Source organism: Nonomuraea sp. NPDC050202 (assembly GCF_040656115.1).
Taxonomy (GTDB): domain Bacteria; phylum Actinomycetota; class Actinomycetes; order Streptosporangiales; family Streptosporangiaceae; genus Nonomuraea.
Genome location: NZ_JBFALF010000029.1, coordinates 13,706 through 33,754 on the forward strand (window position 1 = coordinate 13,706; position 20,049 = coordinate 33,754).

The following is a 20,049-nucleotide window of genomic DNA, read 5'->3' on the forward strand; positions in this document are numbered from 1 at the left end:
TCATGACCGAACAGCAAGAGCTTCCCCCTGTACTCGACGGGTTCGACCTCTCCGACCAGAGCCGGTTCGGCGACGGGTTCCCTCATCACGTCTTCACCCGCCTGCGCAAGCAGGCGCCGGTCTTCTTCCACCCGCCGGGCACGACCGCTGACGGTGAGGGTTTCTGGGTGCTGAGCCGCTACGCGGACATCCGTGCCGCGGCGGCCGACCCGGCGTTCTCCTCCCAGGGCGGGGGCGGCCGGGCCGGCGGCGGCACCCACATCGACGACCTGGCGCCCGGCGTCCACGCGGGGACCATGCTGAACATGATGGACGACCCCCGGCATCAGGCGCTCAGAGACCTGGTCAGCCCCTCCGTCGACGGCGAGACGGTCGCCACGCTGGAGCCGGAGCTGCGCGCCGTCGCCGCGAACCTGGTCGCCGGGGCGGTGGCGGACGGCAGGGGCGACCTGATGGTGGACATCGCCGGGCCGTTCGCCATCAGGACGGCGCTGCTGGTCCTCGGCGTGCCACGTCGTGACTGGCCCGCCCTGCACGCGTGGGCCGACGTGAGCATGGGCTTCGACGACCGCGAGGTCGGCGAGGACACCGAACGCTCCCAGATGTCGCGGCTCGCGCTCTACCAGTACGGCAGCGGCGCCCTCAAGGCGCTCGCCGCCGACCCGGGCCCTGGCCTGCTCTCCCTGGTCGCCACGGGCGAACTGCCCGAGGGGGAGCGGCCGCTGTCGAGCTACGAGCGAGAGGTGTTCTTCAACCTGATCCTCGGCGCGGGCTCCGAACCGCCGCGCAACGCCATCGCCCACGGCCTGCTGGCCCTGGCCGAACACCCCGACCAGTGGAAGGCGCTGCGCGAGGACCGTTCGCTGATCCCGGGCGCGGTCGAGGAGATGCTGCGCTGGTCGTCGCCGACGCCGTACAACCGGCGCACCGCCACCCGCGACGTGGAGGTGGGCGGCATGCAGATCAGGGCCGGGCAGAAGGTGACGTTCTGGTGGGCCTCCGCCAACCGGGACGAGGAGGTCTTCGCCGACCCGCACACCTTCGACATCCGCCGCGAGCACAATCCCCACCTGGCGTTCGGGTTCGGCACCCACGGCTGCATGGGGGAGCGGCTGGGCCGGCTGGAGCTGCGGCTGGTCCTGGAAGCCCTGCTGGACCGGGTGGGCGAGCTGAGCACGGCCGGTCCGGTGCGGTGGGCCCGCAGCAACAAGCACACGGTGATCCTGCGCCTGCCGGTCACCTACGGCGCCCTCACCCCGGTCGAAGCGCCCGAACTGCCGGAGCAGCCGCCGCCCACGATCCCGGCCGACCCCGGCCAGTACGCCATCAGCAGGATGCTGCCGTTCAACCCGTTCGATCCGGAGTTCCGCGAGGACCCGTACCCCATCTACCGGCGGATCGCCGAGAACGGCCCGGTCATGCGAACGCCGGGCGGCATGGTCGTCGTCATGGGCCACCGGGAGGCCTCGGACGCGCTGCGGGACCCGCTCGTCGGCTGGGGAGACGGCCAGTCGGTGGCCGAGCACTTCGGCCGCGACGCCGAGGGCAGGCCGGTGCGCCAGTTCATCTTCATGGACCCGCCCGACCACACTCGGCTGCGTTCCCTGGTGAGCGGGGCGTTCACCGCCCGCGTCGTCGAGCGGCTGCGCCCGCGCGCCGTCGAGCTCGCCGACCGGCTGGTGGCCTCGGCCGGATCCTCCTTCGACCTGATGGACGCCATCGCCCATCCTCTTCCGGCGCTGCTGCTCGGCGACCTCATGGGGGTGCCGGAGGAGAACATGGACCGCTTCCGCGGCTGGTCGGCGGCGATCGGGCGGGGCCTCGACCCCGACTTCGCGCTCACCAGGGCCCAGGTCGCGCAGCGGCAGGGCGCGCGGGAGCAGTTCAACCAGTACTTCACGGAGCTGGCCGCGCAGCGCCGCGCGGAACCCGCCGACGACCTGGTCAGCAAGCTGGTCGCGGCCGAGCAGGAGGGCGACAGGCTCACCGAGACCGAGCTGGTGACCACCTGCACGTTGCTGGTCTCGGCGGGGTACGCGCTGACCGTGCACCTGATCGGCAACGGCATGCTCGCGCTGCTGCGCGAGCCCGGGCAACTCGCCTGGCTGCGCGCGAACCCCGGCCAGATCGGGGCCGCCGTGGAGGAGCTGATCAGATATGACGCGCCCGCGCAGGTGATCTCGCGGACGGCACTCAGCGACACGGTGATCGGTGACACGCCGATCCGGCAAGGTGAGTCGATGCTGCTGGTGCTGGGCGCGGCCAACCGAGACCCGGCCGTGTACGACGAGCCGGACCGGCTGGACCTGGCTCGCCGGGCGCCGGTGCGCCACCTGGGCTTCGGGCACGGCATTCACTTCTGCCTCGGCGCGCCGCTGGCCCGCCTCGCCGTCCAGGTGGTGATCGGGCGGCTGGCGGAGCTGGACCTCACCATCGCCGACCCCGGCCCGCGGCACACCGAAGGCATGGTCATCCGCGGCCTCGCCTCCCTTCCGGTGGTGGCCCGATGACCGCGCTCGACCTGGACCTCTGGCTGCGCCGGTTCCACCCGGGGCCCGGCGCGGGCCCGCTGCTGGCCCTGCTCCCGCACGCGGGCGGCTCGGCGACCTACTTCCACGGCCTGTCGGCCCTGCTGGCTCCGGCTCTCGACGTGGTCGCGGTCCAGTACCCCGGCCGCCAGGAACGCCGCAGGGAGCAGGCTCTGGAGGACGTCCACGCACTCGCCGACCAGGTCACCGCCGTGCTGACGGCCGCGGCGGCGGGCAGGCCGGTCGCGCTGTTCGGGCACAGCATGGGGGCGAGCGTCGGCTACGAGACGTCTCTGCGGCTCCAGGCCGGCGGCGTGGAGGTGGCACGGCTGTTCGCCTCCGGACGGCGGGCACCGAGCAGGCGGCGACGGGAGGTCCCCGGCGGGCAGGACGACGAGTCGCTGCTGGCCGAGCTCCGCTCGCTCAGCGGCACCGACGCCCGCCTGTTCGACGACCCGGACGTGGTGCAGATGATCCTGCCCGCGCTGCGTGCCGACTACCGGGCGATCGAGGCGTACGCGTGGCGGCCGGGCGAGCTCCTCGGCTGCCCGATCACCGCCCTCGTGGGGGACGCCGACCCCCGGGTCAGCGAGGACGACGCACGGGCCTGGGCCGGGCACACGACCGGCGGGTTCGAGCTGGTCGCCTTCACCGGCGGCCACTTCTACCTGGCCGAGCACGCGCAGGAGGTGGCGAAGACCATCGTCGACCGCCTCACCTGAGGGGCAGGCCGGCCGGCACCGTCACCAGGGCGGACCGCAGAGCCCACCGCGCGGGTGAATCATCCGTTTCCCGTCGAATGTCCCAGGGATGATCAAGAATGGTGTGCCATGGGATGGATCGGGATCGCGACGGGCCACGAGCTCACCGTCGAGGGGACGCGGCGGCCGGTGCTCGCCTGCCGGACGGCCGCGGGCCGCGTGCTGGCCAAGGTGCCCGCCAACGTCAGGAAGGACCCGGCCGCGCTCCGGCTCGCCGCCCTCTGCGACCGGCTCGGCGAGCACGCGCGGTCGGTGCACGACCGGGTCGAGTCCTGGATGGTGGGGTCGCTGCCCGTCCCGGCCGCGGTGTTCGCGGCCGTGTGGGACGACCCGGTGTGGCGCGAGACGCTCACCGACCTGGTCATCGCCCCGATCGTCGACGGCGCGCCCGACCTCGGCCGCTGCGCGCTCCTGCGCGCGGGCGCGTGGACGGGCGCGGACGCCTTCGCGATCCCGCACCCGCTGCTGCTCGGCGACGAGCTGCCCGTCTGGCGGGGACGGAACCTCACGCAGGTTGTCGAGCAGGTACGCCGCGAGGTGTGGACGCGTCCCGCGAGCATGGACCGGACGTTCGGCGTGGTCGACACCTTCGGCTACCTGGACGCCCGGTACGAGAGCGGCGCCGCGTTCGAGCGCCGCGTGCACGAGCTGGGCGGGCGCATCAAGGGGAACACGGCGCGGTTCACCGTGCACGCGCCCGAGCCGCTCGGCCTCGAGATCGACCTGGACTGGAGCGGGCCGATGAGCCCGGCCTACCTGGCGTGGCTGAGCTTCGCCGCGGGCGGCAGGGAGATCGGCGACATCGCCTGGTCCGAGGGCGTGCGCACGCTCATGGCTCTGTACGCGGGCCGCACCGTGGACGAGACGGAGCCGGTGGTGGAGGCGGCCGAGGCGTACTCCCGCTACTGCGACGCCCACCAAGGCGAGCCCGGCACCGTGGCGCCCTCCGGCAGCACAGCCCCGACGCGCGACGTGCTGCTGCGCGCCGGGGCGGTGCTGCCGGGCACGCCCGCCGGCTCCGGCGAGGACACGTGCGTCGCCGTCCGCTACGAGCACTCCGTCCTGGACGAGCCGGTCGTCGAACTCGTCCGGCGCGCGGCCGTCGACGGCGACAAGGCCGAGAAGTCGCTGCACGACCTGGCCCCGGTGGCCGAGACCGGCGTCGGCACCGTGCACGCGGGCCCGCTCGGCTTCCTCGCGACCGCCCTGCACCGGTACCCGGCGCACCGCGCCCGCATCCTGGCCGCGCACACCGACCTGCGGGCCGCGCGCGGCCTGGCCGCCCGAAAGCCGGGCCTCGCGCGCACCACGCTCACCCGTACCGGCGACGACCTGGAGACGCACGCGCCCGAGCTGCTGCCGCCGTTCTACGAGGAGTGCGCGCGGATCCTGGCCGCCGCGGGCAGCGCCCGCTTCGCCGCCGCCTTCTTCGACAAGGCCCGCGCCGCGGAGGAGGCGCACGCGCTGCCGGTCGACGAGGCCGCGCTCGTCGCGGCGCACCTCGCCGCGGGACCGGACGCCGCCGGAACGGCCACGCTCAAGAAGCACGGCAAGCGGCTCGCCGCCCGCCATCCCGCCCCCGCCGCGTACCGCTGGCACCGCAGCCTGCTCACCGAGTGGTGCGAGCAGGTCCCGGACGGCGCGGACGGCGCGCTGGCCCTGGCCGACGGCTGGGCGGCGCTGGCGAAGGCCGCCAGGCACACGCTCGGTGGGCCCGAGGACGAACGCGCCGTACGGGCCCTGCTGGAGAGCGGCTGCATGGAGTCGGCACCGCCGGCCCTCTGGAAGTTAGCCCTTCCGCTGCTCGGCCCGATGGGCCGGGCGGACGCGGGCATCGGCCGCGCGCTCCTCGGCATCCTGCCGCTGCCCGCCCAGGACACCCCCGAGGCGAAGAGCGCGGCAGTGTCGCTCCTCCTCGGCAACCTCGCGGGCGCGGGCCTGACCGACCCGTTCACCACGTTCCCCGGGGCGGCGGGGGCGGCGGCGAAGGACTGGCTCGGCCGCTTCCTGAGGCTGTACGCGGGGCTCGCGCTCCCCGTCGCCGGTCTCGGCGACCTGCTGCACGACGCCGGCACGCGGCTGCGCGCGGAGGGCCTCACCTGCGACGACCACGAGGCGGTACTGGGAGTGGACGAGGACGAGGTCAACCGCTGGGAGGAGACCGCCGCCGACCTCCCGCTCCTCGACCTCCTCCTGGACCGCGGCGTCCCGCTCGCGCGGCCCCGGCTGCTGCACACGTTCAAGCTGTACGACCGGCTCGCGGCCGGAGCGGGCACCGACCTGGCCGCCGTTGCCGCCGACCCGGACTGGGCCCCGCTGCTGCGCGACGCGATCGCGGGCAACGTGACCAACCAGCTCAACGTCACCGAGCCCGCCGTCCCGAAGCAGACCGCCCCCGAGACCGTACGGGCCCTGACGACGACACCGGGAACGGCGCAGATCGTCGCCGCCATCCTGGCCGAGCATGCCGGACGGGTCCCGGATCAAGGGCTTCCTGACGCGCACGCCGCCCTGTGCGACGCCGAACGGTTCACCATCGCCGGAGTCCCCGGCCCCCTCCTGGACAGCGTCCGGACGATCGCGACCGGGACGGACCCGGCCCGCGCCCTCGCCGCCACGCTGAGCGGCGGCGTCCTCGACGAGCTGGAGCTGCCCGCCTTCGTCCCCGGCCACGTCAACACCATCACCGACTACCTGGAAGAGAGCGGCGCCGACCTGCTCCTGATCGAGGCCGGCCGGCTCTGGGAGCACCAGTTCCGCGCCTGCGTCGTCACACCGGACGGGGCCGGCCCGTCCCACGGCTTCGGCACGTACGAGCACGTCTCCAGCCGGTCCCACGAACGGACCGAGGCGCGCGACCTCTACGACCGCTGCCTGATCGCCGTGAACGGCCGGGTGACCGTACTGGACCACGGCGGCCCGCACTGCCCGCACGGCAGCGCGCACCCCGCCGCCCGCCGCGTCGTACCGGCCGACGGCGAACGGGTCGCCTTCCCCGGCGGCGCCGAGGCCACCGTGTGGCGCGGCCAGGGCCGGATCATCGAGCTGCGGGACCCGGCCGGGCGGACCATCGGCCGCTACGTCCGCGGCTGGGGCAGGGTGCCCGAGCACGACGGTGCCGAGAACATCAGCACGGTCGAGCACCACCGCTACGCGTCCGGGACCCGCCTGGTCGCGCCTCCCGGCTGGTGGTCGGCGATGCGGCCGCGCGACCCCGAAGGATCCAGGGCGCTGCGCGCCGTCGACGATAAGAAGGCGCAGGCCCTGATCGACGTCGCCGACGCCGCGCTCGCCGCCGACCTCATGCGGGTGCTGGACCCCGAGAGCGAGTACCTGGACAAGCACGCCGCCCGCGACGAGCTGGCGGGACGGCTCCGCCCCCTCCTGCCGGAGATCACCGACGAGTCGCTCCGGAAGGGGGTCACGTTCCTGGTGTGGACGGCCGTCGAATGCCGCGAGCGCGCGGCCGCCCTGCTGGAACGCCTGGCGCTGACCCCGCCGCCCCACCTGCGCCCGGCGCCCGCCTCCGCGGCACCCGCCGTCCCGTCCGAGAAGTCCCCCGAGCCGGACGATCCGGGGCCGGAGTCCGCGTACGAGAGGATCGCCCACTTCGCCCGCGCCGCCGTCGAGGTGCCGTACGACAAGAAGATCGCGACCTTCGACGCCGCCGCCGTCAAGGGGGTCGAGAACACGCTGGGCCGCCTCGGCGCCGCCGTCCTGGAGGCCGCGTGGGGCGACGGCGGCGGGCGCGCGCAACTGCTGGAACTGGCGGCCGTCCCCGGACTCCTCCGTACCGACGGCACCTGGCACGTCGCCCGGCTGCGCCCGGAGTACGACCTCGGGCAGATCCGCTCGGGCCGCGGCCCCATCATGGCCGCCGCCGTCGCCGACCACGAGCAGGTGGGGCACGGGTACGCGGTCACGGCGCTCCTCCACACCCCGGACGGCCCCGACCCGCTCCTGTTCACCCGCAACCGCGTCGTCGAGCTGCGGACCTGCCGCGGCTGGGGCGACCAGGACCGGCTCCGGCGGGCGCTCGGCCTGATCGCCGAGAACGGCCCGCCGCCCGTGGACCGGGAGGCGACCGTACGGGCGTTCGCCGAGGCCACCGGCCTGTCACCGGCCCAGTGCCTGATCCTGCTGTCCACCTCGGCCCGCACGCTCTCCTGGCCGGACGGCTGGGCGCGGGGCCGCGTCGCCGCCTTCGGGAAGGGCGACGCCGCCCGCGCCCGCGAACTCGACCTGACCGAGACCGAGCTGCACATCGCCGCGCTCTCCCTGGAGGCGCTCACCACCACCGACGAGGCCGTCGAAGCCGTCGAGCTGCTCATGCCCGACGACCCCGCCGACCTCTGGCGTACGGGCCCCGACCTGGACCGGGCGGTCGCGTACTGGACGGAACGCCACCCGAGGCTCACCCCCCTCACCACCGAGCAGTGGGTCACCCTCGCCTCCGGCGCCGAGGACGCCCTGGAGGCGCTGATCGCCCTGCTCGGCGAGCGTCCGTCCGTGCCGCCGCTGGGTCACCTCGCCCGCGCTGCGAGGCTCCTGGCCGACCGCCTGCCCAAGGACCACCCCGCCCGTACGACCGCCGCCGCCCGCCTGCGTGACCTGCACGAACACGTCACCGGCCCGGACACGACCCTGCCCATCGCCGCCGGGGTGACCTCGGTCACCGCCCTGGAACGAGCCGCCGGAGCGACCGCCGTCCACCTCCCTGAGAGCAGGCTCGCCATCGGCGAAGCCCTCACCCTGGAGCCCGCCGGAGACGGCTACCGCGTCCACCTCCGCCCGTCCCGCCGGCCCGACCCGGACGCGCTGGCCCCGGCCCTCCGCCGCGGCGGCGCCACCGATGTCGCCCTGGTCATGGAGGACCTGCGTTTCCTCGGTTCGTCCGAGTCGCTGGAGGCCGCGGCCCGGCTGCGGTGACGTTCCCGGAGGGGGTGGCAGGCGAACCAGTGGCCCGGGGCCGGCAACCGCCTCCGGGGGTTCCATGTCCGCGCCGCGGGCGTCGGAGCGGGGCCGCAGGTCCAGACGGCCCGGCACGGGCTCTCCAGCCACCCGGTGTACCAGGGCTCGGGCGTGGCGGTCGAGGAAGACCATGCGCACGTAGTCGCGGTGGCAGGGCGGCCAGGTCCCCGAGCAGGGCGGCGGCGAGGCGGTTCCAGGCCAGGATGTCGAGGCAGCGAGGGGGACCAGGCCCAGATCGCCACTCACCCTTGTCGCGGGCTCCAGCCGCACGCTAGCTTAACCCCCTTAGAGGGTTAAGGAGGTAGGGCAGTTCATGAGTGGCATCGTGACAACGACCGGCGTGGCCTTCGTGAACGGCATCCGCGTGCACTACACGCGGGCGGGTTCCGGTCCGCTGGTGATCCTGCTCCACGGCTGGCCGCAGACCAGCCTGTGCTGGCGGGCCGTGCTGGAACCGTTGGCCGCCGATCACACGGTCGTCGCGCCTGACCTGCGTGGATACGGTCTCAGCGACAAGCCGCCGACCGGCTATGACAAGCGGCAGATGGCCGCCGACATGGCCGAGCTCGTGCGGACGCTGGGCTTCGACCGGGCCGCGGTCGTGGGGCACGACCGCGGCGCCCGCGTCGCGCACCGCTGGGCGCTGGACCGCCCGGAGCAGGTGGAGCGGCTCGTCGTGCTGGACGTGGTGCCGACGCGGGAGATGTTCCGCCGGCTGGACGCTTCGGTGGCGGCCGGGTATTGGCACTGGTTGTTCCACCTGCAGCCGGACCTGCCGGAACGCCTGGTCGCCAACGACGTCCGCGGATATCTGGAGTACTTCTTCGAACGCTGGACCTACAACCGTCACGGGCTGGACCCCGACGCCGTGGACGCCTACGTCCGCGCCTACTCCCGGCCCGGCGCCCTGCGGGCCGGCTTCGACGACTACCGCGCCCAGGATCAGGACCTCGCGCTCGACGATGACGACGCGGCGATGGGGCGCAAACTGGTCATGCCCGTGCTGGCCTTGTGGGGATCGGTCGGACTTCCCTCCCGGCTCCCGACCCTGGACATCTGGCGTGAGTACGCCGAGGACGTCACCGGCGCCCAGATCCCCGAGTGCGGTCACTTCATCGCCGAGGAGCGGCCCGACGTCCTCCTCGATCACCTTCGAGGTTTCCTGGCCGAGGGGAGAGGCCGTTGACCCCGTCACGCGAGGACCCGCTCGCCGTTCGCCCCCGCAGACCGGCTGCCGGCCTCACGCTTCGCCGAGGTGCCCGGCCGAGGCGAACCTGGCAGTGGACCACGGCGCGCGGATGACGTCCCGAACCGCAGGCGCGGCAGCGCAGGACGAATGGCTCTGGTACGGCGGCCGGGTGTGCCTCGACTACGTCAACACCCTGCGTGACCGCTGGAAGGAGCCCCGTGAGACGCTCCGCGAACCTGACGACGTGCTGCGCTGGTTGCACACCGCCGGAGTGACCGGCGAGCCGATCCGGACGCCTGCCCAGCCAGAGGTCATGCTGGGCTTCGCGCGGCGACTGCGCGAGGCGATCGACCGCGCCGTCATGGCGGCGGCGGGCGGCGGACTGCCCGACGTAGGAGACCTGTCCCTGATCAACGATGCCGCGATGGTGGTGCCGCGCCCGGCACCCCAGGTCGTCATCGTGGGCGGGCGCCTGGCGCCGGGGAACAGGAAGGACGGAGCCGAGGACGCGGCAGCCGGACTCGGCCTGGTCGCTCATGACGCGGTGGAACTGCTGCTCTCGGACGAGATCCACCGGGTTCGCGTCTGCGGCGCGGACCGCTGCGCCCTGCGCTTCGTCGACCGTTCCCCCGCACACAACCGGCGCTGGTGTTCCATGGCGCGCTGCGGCAACCGGACCAAGGTGCGATCCCATCAACTCCGGCACGGCGGGTAGTGACCGGGGACATCCGCTCCAAGCGGGCCAGAATCTCCAGAAACCGGCGGACGGCGGAACGCGTCAACGGGTGTCCGGCGGACAGTCGCCGCGGAGCTCCCGATGACCGCCGCGACCCTGACCGGGATCGGGGTCGGACCGCTGACGGCGGCGGCACGGCTTGGCGGATCTCCGGCCAGCCGGTCCTCGGCACCGCGATGGCCGCCACAACGGCCCCCCCGATGCGGTCAGGCATCGCAGCGGGAAGCCGCCGGGACACGGGATCAGCCCGGCGGCCGACAGCACGTCCCTGGCCTACGCCGGGATGCTGGGAACGCTAGTTGAAGCAGTCCTGCTTCTTGAGCGCGATGCCGTACTCGGTGACCTTGCCGCGCGTGACACCGAAGGTGTAGTGAGCCTTCCAGTTGCCAGGGACCGTGATCACGTAGTACCCGTGGATATCCTTCTTGATCTTCGGGTAGGCGGCCTTCAGCCGGTCGAGGGTGGAGCCGATCTTGATGCCTTCCGGCGTCCTCATCTCCTTCGCGGCAAAGATGGCGGCCAGTCCCACGCGCGGTGAGATATAGACGCCGACCTCGTCCTTGGGAGTCGGGAACTTCTTCAGGTCCCAGCCGGAGCAGCCGCCTCCGCCCGGCATCTTGCTGACCACCTGCCCTGTCGCCTTGGCCTGCTTGACGGTCATGCCGAGCTTCACGGCACCGTAACCGTACGGCCCCAGCGTCGGCTTCGCCTGCGCCACCGCGGCGGTGGCGCCGGAGACCATCAGCGAACCAGCGAGGAGCGAGGCCCCGATCATCGTCTTCATCATGTCTGCTTCGACTGCCAAGATCGGGTAAAAGTTCTGGGACACGATCAACTGTTGATCGCTGCCGGCCCCCACGGCCTGGTGGCAGCCAGTTGATCACTGAAACCCACCGCCCGCCCGGGCATGTCACCTGGCCTCTTGCGCTGACATACCCCGGACATACCGCGCGCCTCTACTTTGGCGTGCATGTCTCCCTCGTGGTGGCGGCTCGCCGCCCTGATTCTGGTCGCCGCGTTCCTGGTGCCGAGCCCTCCGGCCGCCGCGGCCGCGCTGTCCGACGCGGGCTTCTTCGGGAGGTGGAGCGGCGGCGCCTGGACGGTGGGACCGCGGTTGAACTACGCGCTCGCGGGCCTGAAGCCCGTGGAGAGCGCGGTGAAGGCGGGCGACTACGCGCTGGCCAAGCGGCGGTTGCTGGATTACTACCGCTCGCGCCCGGCCATCGAGGCCGGCGGCTTCTCGCACACGGCCTGGCCGGGCGCGATCGAGCTGACCTCCAGCCACATCTGGACGCTCGGGTCGGGCGAGGTCTACGTCAAGACGCTCACCTTCGGCCCGGGGGAGAAGACCGTCACGGCCGACGTCACCAGCAGCGTCACCAGCGGCAAGACCGGATTCTTCCTGATGAGCCGGCACAAGGACGCGGTCATCGCCCTCATCAACAGCAAGAGCAAGGGCTCGGGCAAGCCCACCCTCCGCTTGACCCTGTCCGACGGCTCGGTGCGGACCCTCACCCCCGCGCACGACACCTACATCTGGGCGGCCAACCCGGGCAACGTGTACGGCGCCAAGTACTACATGCAGGTCAGCGACCAGGGCGCGGGGCCGTTCACCGACGAGACACGCAAGGCCTACCTGCGCTTCGACCTCGGCAGCGTCACGGGTGTGAAGAAGGCGGAGCTGACGCTGACCGGCACGGCCGACACCGCGAAGGACATCATGCTGTACGGCAACGCCGAGACCTTCGACGAGGCCACCCGCACCTGGTCCAACACCGTGCAGAACACCTTCTCCTGGGCGGGCGACCCCGGCGGCTTCGACTGGAAGCTGCCCTCCGGCGCCGACATGGAGTATCTCTACCAACTGCCCCGCTTCTACTTCGCCGGCCCGCTGGCCCTGGAGTACCAGAAGACCGGCAACGAGCAGCACGCCCGCACGCTCATCGGCCTGATGACCGACTTCATCAAGGACGCCGACGTCTACGACGCCGACCAGGGCGCCGGTTCCTACCCGGGCAACCTGCACGCCGCGCGCCGCCTGCACAACTGGATCGCGGCCTACGAGATCCTGCGCAAGAGCCCATCGCTGACCCCCGAGGCCAACACCGCGATCCTCAAGACGATGAACCGGGCCGGCCTGCACCTGCAGGTGAACGTCAACGCCACGCCGAACAAGATGCAGTCACAGAAGATCACGCTGCTGCACGCCTCCGTCTACTTCCCGGAGTTCCGCGTCGCGCCCGCGTGGCGGACCAACGCCGCCGACTTCCTCTCGGCCCAGCTCAACGACTCGACCTACGCCGATGGCGGCTACAAGGAGTCCACGGACGCCTACCTGCGGGGCTACCTCAGACAGTACGTGGACGTCGTCGCCTTCATGCGGCGCAACGGCATCACGTTCACCGCCACCGCCAAGCTGCGGCAGCTGGGCCGCTTCCTCATGGATCAGAGCTATCCCAGCGGCTACGGCCCGGCCTACGGCGACAGCGACTCCCTCGACCTGCGCAGCACCCTCAGGAGCCTGGGCGAGCTGCTCAACGACCCCGAACTTGTCCATGTCGGCACCTCCGGCACGTCCGGCGAGAAGCCGGCGCGCACCTCCGTGCTCTACCCGGACACCCGGGTAGCGATCTCCCGTTCCGGCTGGACCGCCGGCGACTCCCACCTCCGGATCAACGCCGACCGCGGCAACCACAGCCATCCGGACGAGCTGGCGATCACCGCGTACGCCTACGGCCGGCCGCTCCTGCCCGACATGGGCACCTTCACCTACAGCACGGACGAGCGCGCGAAGTGGCTGCGGTTCACCACGGAGGCGCACAGCACGATAGAGATCGACGATCAGCGGCAGACCTCGACCGCGGCCGGCGGGATCTCGCATCTGATCAGCAACCCCGCCTTCGACCTGATCGGCGCGAACACCGAGAGTTCCGCCGGCGTCCGCCACGAACGATCCGTCCTGTCGCTGCATTCGGGCCTGTGGGTGGTCTCCGACCGGCTCAAGCCGGTGGACGCCGTCAAGGAGCACCGCTACGAGCAGAACTGGCATTTCGCCGCGGACGCCAATCCCTCGATCCGGTCCGGGACGGAGGCCACGACCACCGCCTTCGCGACGGGCGCGAACCTCACGATCGTCCCCGCCGACCCTGCCGAGGTCGCCTCCACCCTGCGCGACGGCTACTACGCGCCGCGGTTCTACTCGGTGGAGAACGCGAAGTACGCCTCCTACGTCAAGACGGGCTCCGGCCAGACGACCTTCGACACCCTCCTGCTGCCGTCCAAGGGCGCGGCCGACACCTCCGTGACGGTGGAACGGCTTCCCGTGGGCGGCGCCAAGCCGTACGAGGCGACAGCCCTGAGCCTGAACGGCGGCGAGGGGGTCTACTACAAGTCCTGGACCACGAAGGCGCCGCGCGCGTTCGGGGCCTACACCTTCGACGGCAAGCTGCTCCACGCCGACGCCGGATCGATCGTGATGGTCGACGGCTCGTCGATCGAACGTGCCGGCGAGACCCTGGTCAAGGCGCCGGCCGCGGTCAAGGATCTGGCCGTGACCTTCGACGGGAACGGCACCGTGCGTATCGACGGCAGCGGACTGACCGCGAGCACCGACCCGGCCAGGTCCATCGCGATCAAGGCGCCGAACGCCACCAAAGTGATCCTCAACGGCGCGGTCGTTCCGTTCGAACGCGCGGGCGCGCTCATCCACGCGGCCGCCTGACACCTCCCTTCCCAGGACGCCAGGTCGGGCTCCCCGTGCGATCTGTCATCGGTGCGGACGTCGAGGATGGTGCCGGCCATGGTGCAGGGCCGGCATCGTCGTGCTCACCCACAGCACGTTCAGGAGCCGGTGGTGGGGTGCGTCACCACCGGCGTGCAAGGCATGGCAGGATCGCCGCCATGTCCCTCAGCGTTCCCCGTCTCCGGATCGGCTCGACCGAGATCATCGCCCTCGCCGATGGCGAGGGCCCGTTCTTCTCCCCGCGTGCCGAGGCCTTCCCCGAGGCCACGGCCGATCAGTGGGCCGAGACCGACCGCTACGACCCGGGCGCGGTCGACGCCGAGGGCCGCTGGCGGCTCCAGTTCCGCGCGTACGCGATCCGCAGCGACAGGGGCCTCACCATCGTGGACGCCGGGATCGGCCCGGCGGACGGCCCGGCCGTCTCGTGGGCGCCCGTGCCCGGTGCGCTCCCCGAGTCGCTCGCCGCCGCGGGCATCGATCCGGCCGAGGTCGACACCGTGGTGCTCACGCACCTGCACACCGACCACGTCGGATGGGCGGTCGTGACCGAGGCGGCCGTCCCATCAGGGGGCGGCGCGGCGACGGGCAACGCCTCGACCAGCAGCGCGATGGGCGGCGCCCCTGCGTCCGGCAGCGCGTCCGGCGACCGCCGCCCCTACTTCCCGAACGCCGAATACCTGCTCCAGCGGGCCGAGTTCGACGCCCTCGACGCGCTCAACCCGCAGCTCCGCGAGACCCTCACCGACCCGCTCCAGGCGGCCGGTCGGCTCCGGCTCCTCGACGGCGACACCCAGCTACGCGCCGGGCGCACGGTCGCCACGCCAGGCCACACGCCCGGGCACCAGAGCGTGCTGGTCGCCGAGGGGCGCGAGCTGGTGCTCGTCACCGGCGACCTCCTGGTCCACGCCCTCCAGCTGCTCCACCCCGAGCTCGCCTACTCGCACGAGATCGACCGTGAAGCGGCCAGGCACGCGAGGGAGCGCATGCTCAGCCGCGAAACCGCCACCACGCTGCACCTCGCGACGCCGCACCTGACGGAGCCGTTCATCTCGGTGTGATCGCGGCCGTCCGAGCCGTTCGGCACGGGTCACGCCGCGAGGGCCCTGCAGACGCTCCCGTATGCAGGAGCAGCACGGTCGCCGGTCGCAGGCGTACGGCGGGCGATGGGGTCAGGTGGGGCCGACGCGGGCCGCTTCCGGCGAGCCGACCTGGGCGAACAGGACGCGGGCGCGCCGCCATGCCGCCTCGGCCGCCGTCCGGTCGCCGCGGGCCCGCTGCACGTCCCCGAGCGCGCTGAGCGCGCGGGCCTGCCACAGCGGCGTCAGGATGGAGCCGAAGATCCGCAGTGCCTCGGTCAGGTGGCCGTACGCCTGCTCGTGCTCACCCCGCCGATGGTGCAGCAGGCCGAGCGCGACCCGGATGCGGCCGTCGGTCAGGGGCTCGCGGAGCGGCCGGTTCAGGGCCAGGGCCTGGCGGAAGAGGCCGGCCGCCGCCGCGTACGCGCCGGTCTCCAGCCGCACCAGGCCCAGCGCGTACCGGGCCTCCGCCTCCTCCCTGGGATTGCCGAGGTCCTCGGCGATGGCCAGCATCTCCTTGAAGTCGGACTCGGCCGCGTCGAGCTCGCCTGTGCCGAGGCGGAGCTGGCCCAGCCAGTACAGCACCTCCGCGCGTACCCGCCGGTCGCCGTCGCGGCCCACCGCCAGCGCCCGTTCCAGCAGCGGCCCTGCCTGCTCGAAGCGGCCCACCTCCACCAGGAGCTGGCCCAGCGAGCGGGACAGCAGCGTCTCGGCGCCGCGGTCGCCGGAGGCGCGGTGCACCTCCAGCGCCTCCTCGTGGCGGGCGATGGCCTGGTCGTAGCGGCCCATCATGCCCTCCACATGAGCCGCGATCCCGAGCGCGTACAGGAGGCCGCGAGTCTCGCCGAGCCGCCTGAACGTCCGTACCGACTCGTCCAGGACCTCGGCGGCCTCGGCGTATTCATGCCGGTACGCGCCCAGCAGGCCGAGCCCCATGAGCATGGTCGCCGTGCCGCGGGCGTTGCCCGCACGGCGCGTGCAGGCCAGGGCGCACCACAGGACGTCCTCCCAGTCGTCGTTGTGCCCGCGGGTCAGGAACAACGGGTAGGAGCCGGCTACCAGCTCCCAGCACAGCTCGTCGAGCTCCAGGTCGCAGGCCTGGCGCACGGCCCGCACGAGGTTCAGGTGCTCGGTGTCGTACCAGGCCAGGGGGTCCTCGGCGATCAGGCCGGCCGGCTCGGTCACGGCCGGGCGCCACCGCGGGGCGTCGCCGCGCAGGGTGACGTAGTCGCCGCCGGACAGCGCGAGGTGGGCGTGTTCGGCCAGGGCCAGCCAGCCGCCCAGCGCGCGCACGACGGCCGGGCGGACGTCTTCGGCGACGCTCTCCCTGGCGAACAGCCGGATGAGATCGTGCAGGTGGTAGCGGGGACGGGTGGTGCCGGACGTCTCCAGCAGCCGGGCGCGGACCAGCTCGCCGATCAGCTCACCGGCCTCTGCCAGGTCGATGCCGAGCGTCGCAGGCGTGTCATCCGCCCTGTGGTTGTCTGGCGCCGCGTGGTTGTCTGGCGCTGCGTGGGTGTGGGGTGCCGCGTGGGTGTGGGCCGCGTGGGTGTCGGGCGGACGGTCGGTGCCGAGCAGGGCGGCGCACGTCCAGGCGGAGACGTCGGGCGCGTACAGGTGGGCCAACAGGCACAGCAGCCGCTTCGCCCGCGGGCTGAGCCGGTGGAAGCTGTAGGACAAGCTCCCGCGTACCTCCAGGTCACCATAGGACAGCTCGTCGAGGCGGCGGCTCTCGTCGGCCAGGCGGCGGGCCAGCTCGGCGATCGTGGCACGGCCGTGCACGACCAGCCTGGCCCCCATGATGCGCAGCGCGAGCGGCAGGCCGCCGCACAGCCGGACCAGCTCGCGCGCCGCCCCCGCCTCGGCCGCCACACGCCCGGCGCCCGCGATGCGGCCCAGCAGCTCGACGGCGCGCGAGGTGTCCAGCACGCCGAGCTCGACCAGTCGGGCGCCGGGCAGGCCGGCCAGCTTGGCGCGGCTGGTCACCAGGACGGCGCAGCTCGGCGTGCCCGGGATCAGCGGCCGGACCTGCGCCTCGTCGGCCGCGTTGTCGAGGACGACGAGCAGCCGGCGGCCCGCCAGGCGCGAGCGGTACTCCTTGGCGCGTTCGTCCGCCCCGCGCGGGATCTCCGCGCCCGCCATGCCGAGCGCGCGCAGAAACCGGGCCAGCACCTCGTCCGGCCCGGCCCGGTGGGCCTGCCAGCCGCCGCGCAGGTCCGCGTAGAGCTGGCCGTCGGGGAAGGCGCCCGAGACGGCGTGCGCCACGTGCACGGCCAGCGTGGTCTTGCCGACCCCGGCCTGACCGCTGATCGCCACCACGGTCACGGCCGTGCCGTCCGGGGCGGGGCGAAGCAGCTCGCGCATCCCGGCGGCGATTTCGTCCCTGCCGGTGAGGTCGGCCACGTCCGGCGGGAGCTGGCGGGGCCGGACGGGACCGGCGGCCCGGCCCGCGGACGAGGCCGGCGGGGCGAGGGCGTCGTCGCCGGTCAGGATGGCGTGCTCCAGCCGCCTCAGCGCGGCCCCGGGCTCCAGGCCCAGCTCCTCGACCAGCGCCGTACGCGTCCGGCGGTAGGCTTCCAGCGCCTCGGCGGTGCGGCCGTCGTGGTGGAGCGCCAGCATCAGCAGGGCGCACAGCCGCTCGCGCAGCGGGTGCTCGGCCACGAGGTCCGCCAGCTCTCCGGCGATCTCGTGGTGGCGGCCCAGCCGCAGCTCCAGCTCCAGGCACTCCTCCAGCACCTCCAACCGCCGTTCCTGAAGGCGGCGGGACTCTGCCAGCACCAGGCGATGGTCGATGTCGGCCAGCGGCTGCCCCCGCCACAGCGCCAGCGCGGCCCGCAACCGGGCGGCGGCCTCCTGCTCACCTCCGGCCCTGCGGGCCTCGCCGACCTGGTGCTCGAACGCGAGCAGGTCGAGCTCTCCGGGGGTGGCCGTCAGCAGGTAGCCGCCGGGCCTGGTCGCGATCGTGCCCGCCGGTACGCCGCCGGCCGTCAGGGTCCTGCGCAGCCGTCCCACGCCGTTCTGGATCTGCCTTCGGGCGGTGGCGGGCGTGTCGGCCGGCCAGAACGACTCGACCAGCGTGTCCAGGCTCACCGGGTGGTTGGCCCGCAGGAGCAGCATCGCCAGCAGCTCGCGCTGGTTACGGCCGGCCATGGACACCGGCCGGCCGCGCGCCGTTACCTCCAGCGAACCCAGGACCCCGAACCACGCCACGCCGTGCAAGCTCGTCCTCCCGCCGGAGAACCCGAAGGGCGATCTGGAGGAGTCAAGTGTAGTGCGGCGGACTTCACCGGGCTTGTCAGGCTGCGACAGAACTCGCGCCCCGGCTGTGGCCGGAGGGACGGGCAGGTAGCGGGGGAGCGGCGACCGGCGGCACCCCGGGGCCGGTCGCTCCCCAGGGTGCCGGGCCTGCCGGCCGGCTCGCGGTCGACTGGCCTACGATCGGCCCGTCGCAAACGCACCCCGCACCGGTGAGTTCCTGCCGAAACCCACGGCGCGGGGCGTGGATCAGCTGCCGGGCGGGGGTGTGGCGTCGCCGATGTCGTTGGCCGAGGGATCCGCCACGACCTTGCACGGCTCAATGGGCCCGGTCGTCAGCCGCCCGCTGAACTGCCAGGCGACCCCGGGACGCTCTACGGTGGGCGTGACCGGATTCTCCATGACCTCGATCATCGCGATCTCGCCAGGCTTGATGTGGCGGGGGTAGATGGTGATGCCGTCCTGGGGGCGAATCGCCTGGTAGGAGCTCGACTTCTGCAGTCTCTCCCGGAGCGTGGCCTGCGTGGCGGCATCGCTGCTCGACAGCTCCTCCTCGGTCGCGCCGATGTCGTCACCCTTGAGGAAGGGCGCCCGGTTGTTTCCGCAGCGCTTGCCGAGAGGCAGGTAGGTGATGTCGGCCGGCACACCCCACTTCGCCAGATCCTTCTCGAGGTGCTCGGGGTTCCGGAAATCGTAGATCTTGAGGTTGATCGATCCGTCCTGGTTCTCCGTCAGGGCGTAGGCCGGCTTGGCGGAACCGAGCAAGGAGGGCACGGCCACGCCCGCCGCGACGGCCGCCGCCACAGCTGCGCCCATCGCGAGCCGCCGCCCGCTCAGGAGCGGCCGTTCCAGCCCGGTGCGCCGGCCGAACGGAAGCAACCTCCTCCAGCGCCGGCCGCGCGGTGCCGTGCTCGCCTCCTGAGTGAGCCGGAGTCGTTGCCGAGCCAGGGAGTGGGGTGGCTCATGCTCCAGTTCCTTGATGAGCGTCTTCAGTTCATCCATGATCGTGCTCCTCCAACGGGTTGACCCCACCCAGGGTTCGGCGGATCTTGCGCCTGGCCCGATTGAGTCGTGACTTGACCGTGCCGACCGGAATGTCGAGCGCGCGGGCCGCTTCCTCGTACGTCATGTCGCTCCACGCGACCAGGAGCAGGGCGTCTCGGTCGCCTCGCGACAGCAGCGCGAGCGCGTTCAGCAGAGCCGTCCGCGACCCTTGAGCGGTCAGATCACGAGTGATCGCCTCTTCTGGCCCCTCCACGGTCTGGGCCGGGCCCTGCCGCTCCAGCGCGCGGTAGCGGCTGACCTCGGATCGGCGGTGGCCGGTGATGAGCTTGGTCGCGATTCCCAGCAGCCAGGGCCGGGCCTCGCGGTAGGCGATGTCGTACGCCGCACGCCTGCGAAACGCGATCAGGAAAGTCTCTCCGACGAGATCTTCGGCGAGTTCCGGGCCGAGCCGGAAGGAGATGTACCTGTAGAGCATCGCGGCGTAGCGGTCGAACAGGGCGGCGAACTTCTCCGGATCATCAAGGGAACTTGCGATGATCTCGGAGTCCACCACCAACGGTGACGTGTCCGTCACCATAGACGATCTGTTTCCACTGGACCCCCTTCGAGATGTCAACTGTGTCTTGTCGCAAGAGCCTTGAGTGTTCACGGGCATCCGGCGCGAAGCAGGCTTACCGCCACCTGGCGTGGATGCGCCTGCGTGAGCGTGACCGCTCGTCTTCAGGCAGGAGCAGGCGGGGGCGTTGCCGGCCATGGCGGAGCGACCGATGCGGGCGAGGCCCAGAG

The 20,049-nt window shown here is 72.6% G+C and carries 11 protein-coding genes; 7 read left to right on the forward strand and 4 right to left on the reverse strand.

Going from position 1 to position 20,049, the window contains the following annotated elements; translation table 11 throughout:
* Positions 1-2 precede the first annotated feature (2 nt).
* The 5 genes from AB0I79_RS46085 to AB0I79_RS46105 all read left to right on the forward strand — a co-directional run bounded on the left by AB0I79_RS46085 (position 3) and on the right by AB0I79_RS46105 (position 10,164).
* On the forward strand, positions 3-2,510 hold the full coding sequence (locus tag AB0I79_RS46085) for a cytochrome P450 (RefSeq protein ID WP_357887553.1): 2,508 nt from the start codon (positions 3-5) through the stop codon (positions 2,508-2,510).
* Positions 2,507-3,250 (forward strand): alpha/beta fold hydrolase, encoded by a 744-nt coding sequence (locus AB0I79_RS46090; protein ID WP_357887556.1) that lies wholly within the window; start codon positions 2,507-2,509, stop codon positions 3,248-3,250. The genes AB0I79_RS46085 and AB0I79_RS46090 overlap by 4 nt, the downstream gene beginning before the upstream one ends.
* Positions 3,251-3,358: 108 nt before the next feature.
* Positions 3,359-8,218, forward strand: coding sequence for a DUF4132 domain-containing protein (locus AB0I79_RS46095; RefSeq protein WP_357887559.1), 4,860 nt, complete (start codon positions 3,359-3,361; stop codon positions 8,216-8,218).
* Between the two features lie 355 nt (positions 8,219-8,573).
* Positions 8,574-9,446 (forward strand): alpha/beta hydrolase, encoded by an 873-nt coding sequence (locus AB0I79_RS46100; protein WP_357887562.1) that lies wholly within the window; start codon positions 8,574-8,576, stop codon positions 9,444-9,446.
* A gap of 112 nt (positions 9,447-9,558) precedes the next feature.
* Positions 9,559-10,164, forward strand: a complete 606-nt coding sequence (locus AB0I79_RS46105; RefSeq protein WP_357887565.1) for an ABATE domain-containing protein — start codon at positions 9,559-9,561, stop codon at positions 10,162-10,164.
* Positions 10,165-10,480: 316 nt separating this feature from the next.
* Here AB0I79_RS46105 and AB0I79_RS46110 read toward each other — a convergent pair whose 3' ends face one another.
* Entirely contained in the window at positions 10,481-10,972 is a 492-nt protein-coding gene (locus AB0I79_RS46110) for a hypothetical protein (protein WP_357887568.1), read from the reverse strand.
* A gap of 183 nt (positions 10,973-11,155) precedes the next feature.
* On the opposite strand from AB0I79_RS46110, the gene AB0I79_RS46115 reads away from it, so the two are divergent.
* Together AB0I79_RS46115 and AB0I79_RS46120 are read left to right on the forward strand one after the other, a co-directional pair.
* Positions 11,156-13,906, forward strand: coding sequence for a heparinase II/III family protein (locus tag AB0I79_RS46115; RefSeq protein WP_357887571.1), 2,751 nt, complete (start codon positions 11,156-11,158; stop codon positions 13,904-13,906).
* Positions 13,907-14,085: 179 nt separating this feature from the next.
* Positions 14,086-14,985 (forward strand): MBL fold metallo-hydrolase, encoded by a 900-nt coding sequence (locus AB0I79_RS46120; protein ID WP_357887574.1) that lies wholly within the window; start codon positions 14,086-14,088, stop codon positions 14,983-14,985.
* Positions 14,986-15,096: 111 nt separating this feature from the next.
* Here the strand turns inward: AB0I79_RS46120 and AB0I79_RS46125 are convergent, their stop codons facing one another.
* The 3 genes from AB0I79_RS46125 to AB0I79_RS46135 all read right to left on the reverse strand — a co-directional run bounded on the left by AB0I79_RS46125 (position 15,097) and on the right by AB0I79_RS46135 (position 19,840).
* Positions 15,097-18,213, reverse strand: coding sequence for a BTAD domain-containing putative transcriptional regulator (locus AB0I79_RS46125; RefSeq protein WP_357887576.1), 3,117 nt, complete (start codon positions 18,211-18,213; stop codon positions 15,097-15,099).
* Between the two features lie 294 nt (positions 18,214-18,507).
* On the reverse strand, positions 18,508-19,260 hold the full coding sequence (locus AB0I79_RS46130; protein WP_357887579.1) for a hypothetical protein: 753 nt from the start codon (positions 19,258-19,260) through the stop codon (positions 18,508-18,510).
* Positions 19,253-19,840: an RNA polymerase sigma factor gene (locus tag AB0I79_RS46135; protein ID WP_357887582.1), complete on the reverse strand. Its 588-nt coding sequence runs from the start codon at positions 19,838-19,840 to the stop codon at positions 19,253-19,255. Before AB0I79_RS46135 ends, AB0I79_RS46130 begins: the two co-directional genes overlap by 8 nt.
* Between the last annotated feature and the right edge of the window lie 209 nt (positions 19,841-20,049).

Coding starts and splice junctions, on each gene's coding strand:
- AB0I79_RS46085 (WP_357887553.1), top strand. CDS start 3: ATGACCGAACAGCAAGAGCTTCCCCCTGTACTCGACGGGTTCGACCTC.
- AB0I79_RS46090 (WP_357887556.1), top strand. CDS start 2,507: ATGACCGCGCTCGACCTGGACCTCTGGCTGCGCCGGTTCCACCCGGGG.
- AB0I79_RS46095 (WP_357887559.1), top strand. CDS start 3,359: ATGGGATGGATCGGGATCGCGACGGGCCACGAGCTCACCGTCGAGGGG.
- AB0I79_RS46100 (WP_357887562.1), top strand. CDS start 8,574: ATGAGTGGCATCGTGACAACGACCGGCGTGGCCTTCGTGAACGGCATC.
- AB0I79_RS46105 (WP_357887565.1), top strand. CDS start 9,559: ATGACGTCCCGAACCGCAGGCGCGGCAGCGCAGGACGAATGGCTCTGG.
- AB0I79_RS46110 (WP_357887568.1), bottom strand. CDS start 10,972: ATGATGAAGACGATGATCGGGGCCTCGCTCCTCGCTGGTTCGCTGATG.
- AB0I79_RS46115 (WP_357887571.1), top strand. CDS start 11,156: ATGTCTCCCTCGTGGTGGCGGCTCGCCGCCCTGATTCTGGTCGCCGCG.
- AB0I79_RS46120 (WP_357887574.1), top strand. CDS start 14,086: ATGTCCCTCAGCGTTCCCCGTCTCCGGATCGGCTCGACCGAGATCATC.
- AB0I79_RS46130 (WP_357887579.1), bottom strand. CDS start 19,260: ATGGATGAACTGAAGACGCTCATCAAGGAACTGGAGCATGAGCCACCC.
- AB0I79_RS46135 (WP_357887582.1), bottom strand. CDS start 19,840: ATGGTGACGGACACGTCACCGTTGGTGGTGGACTCCGAGATCATCGCA.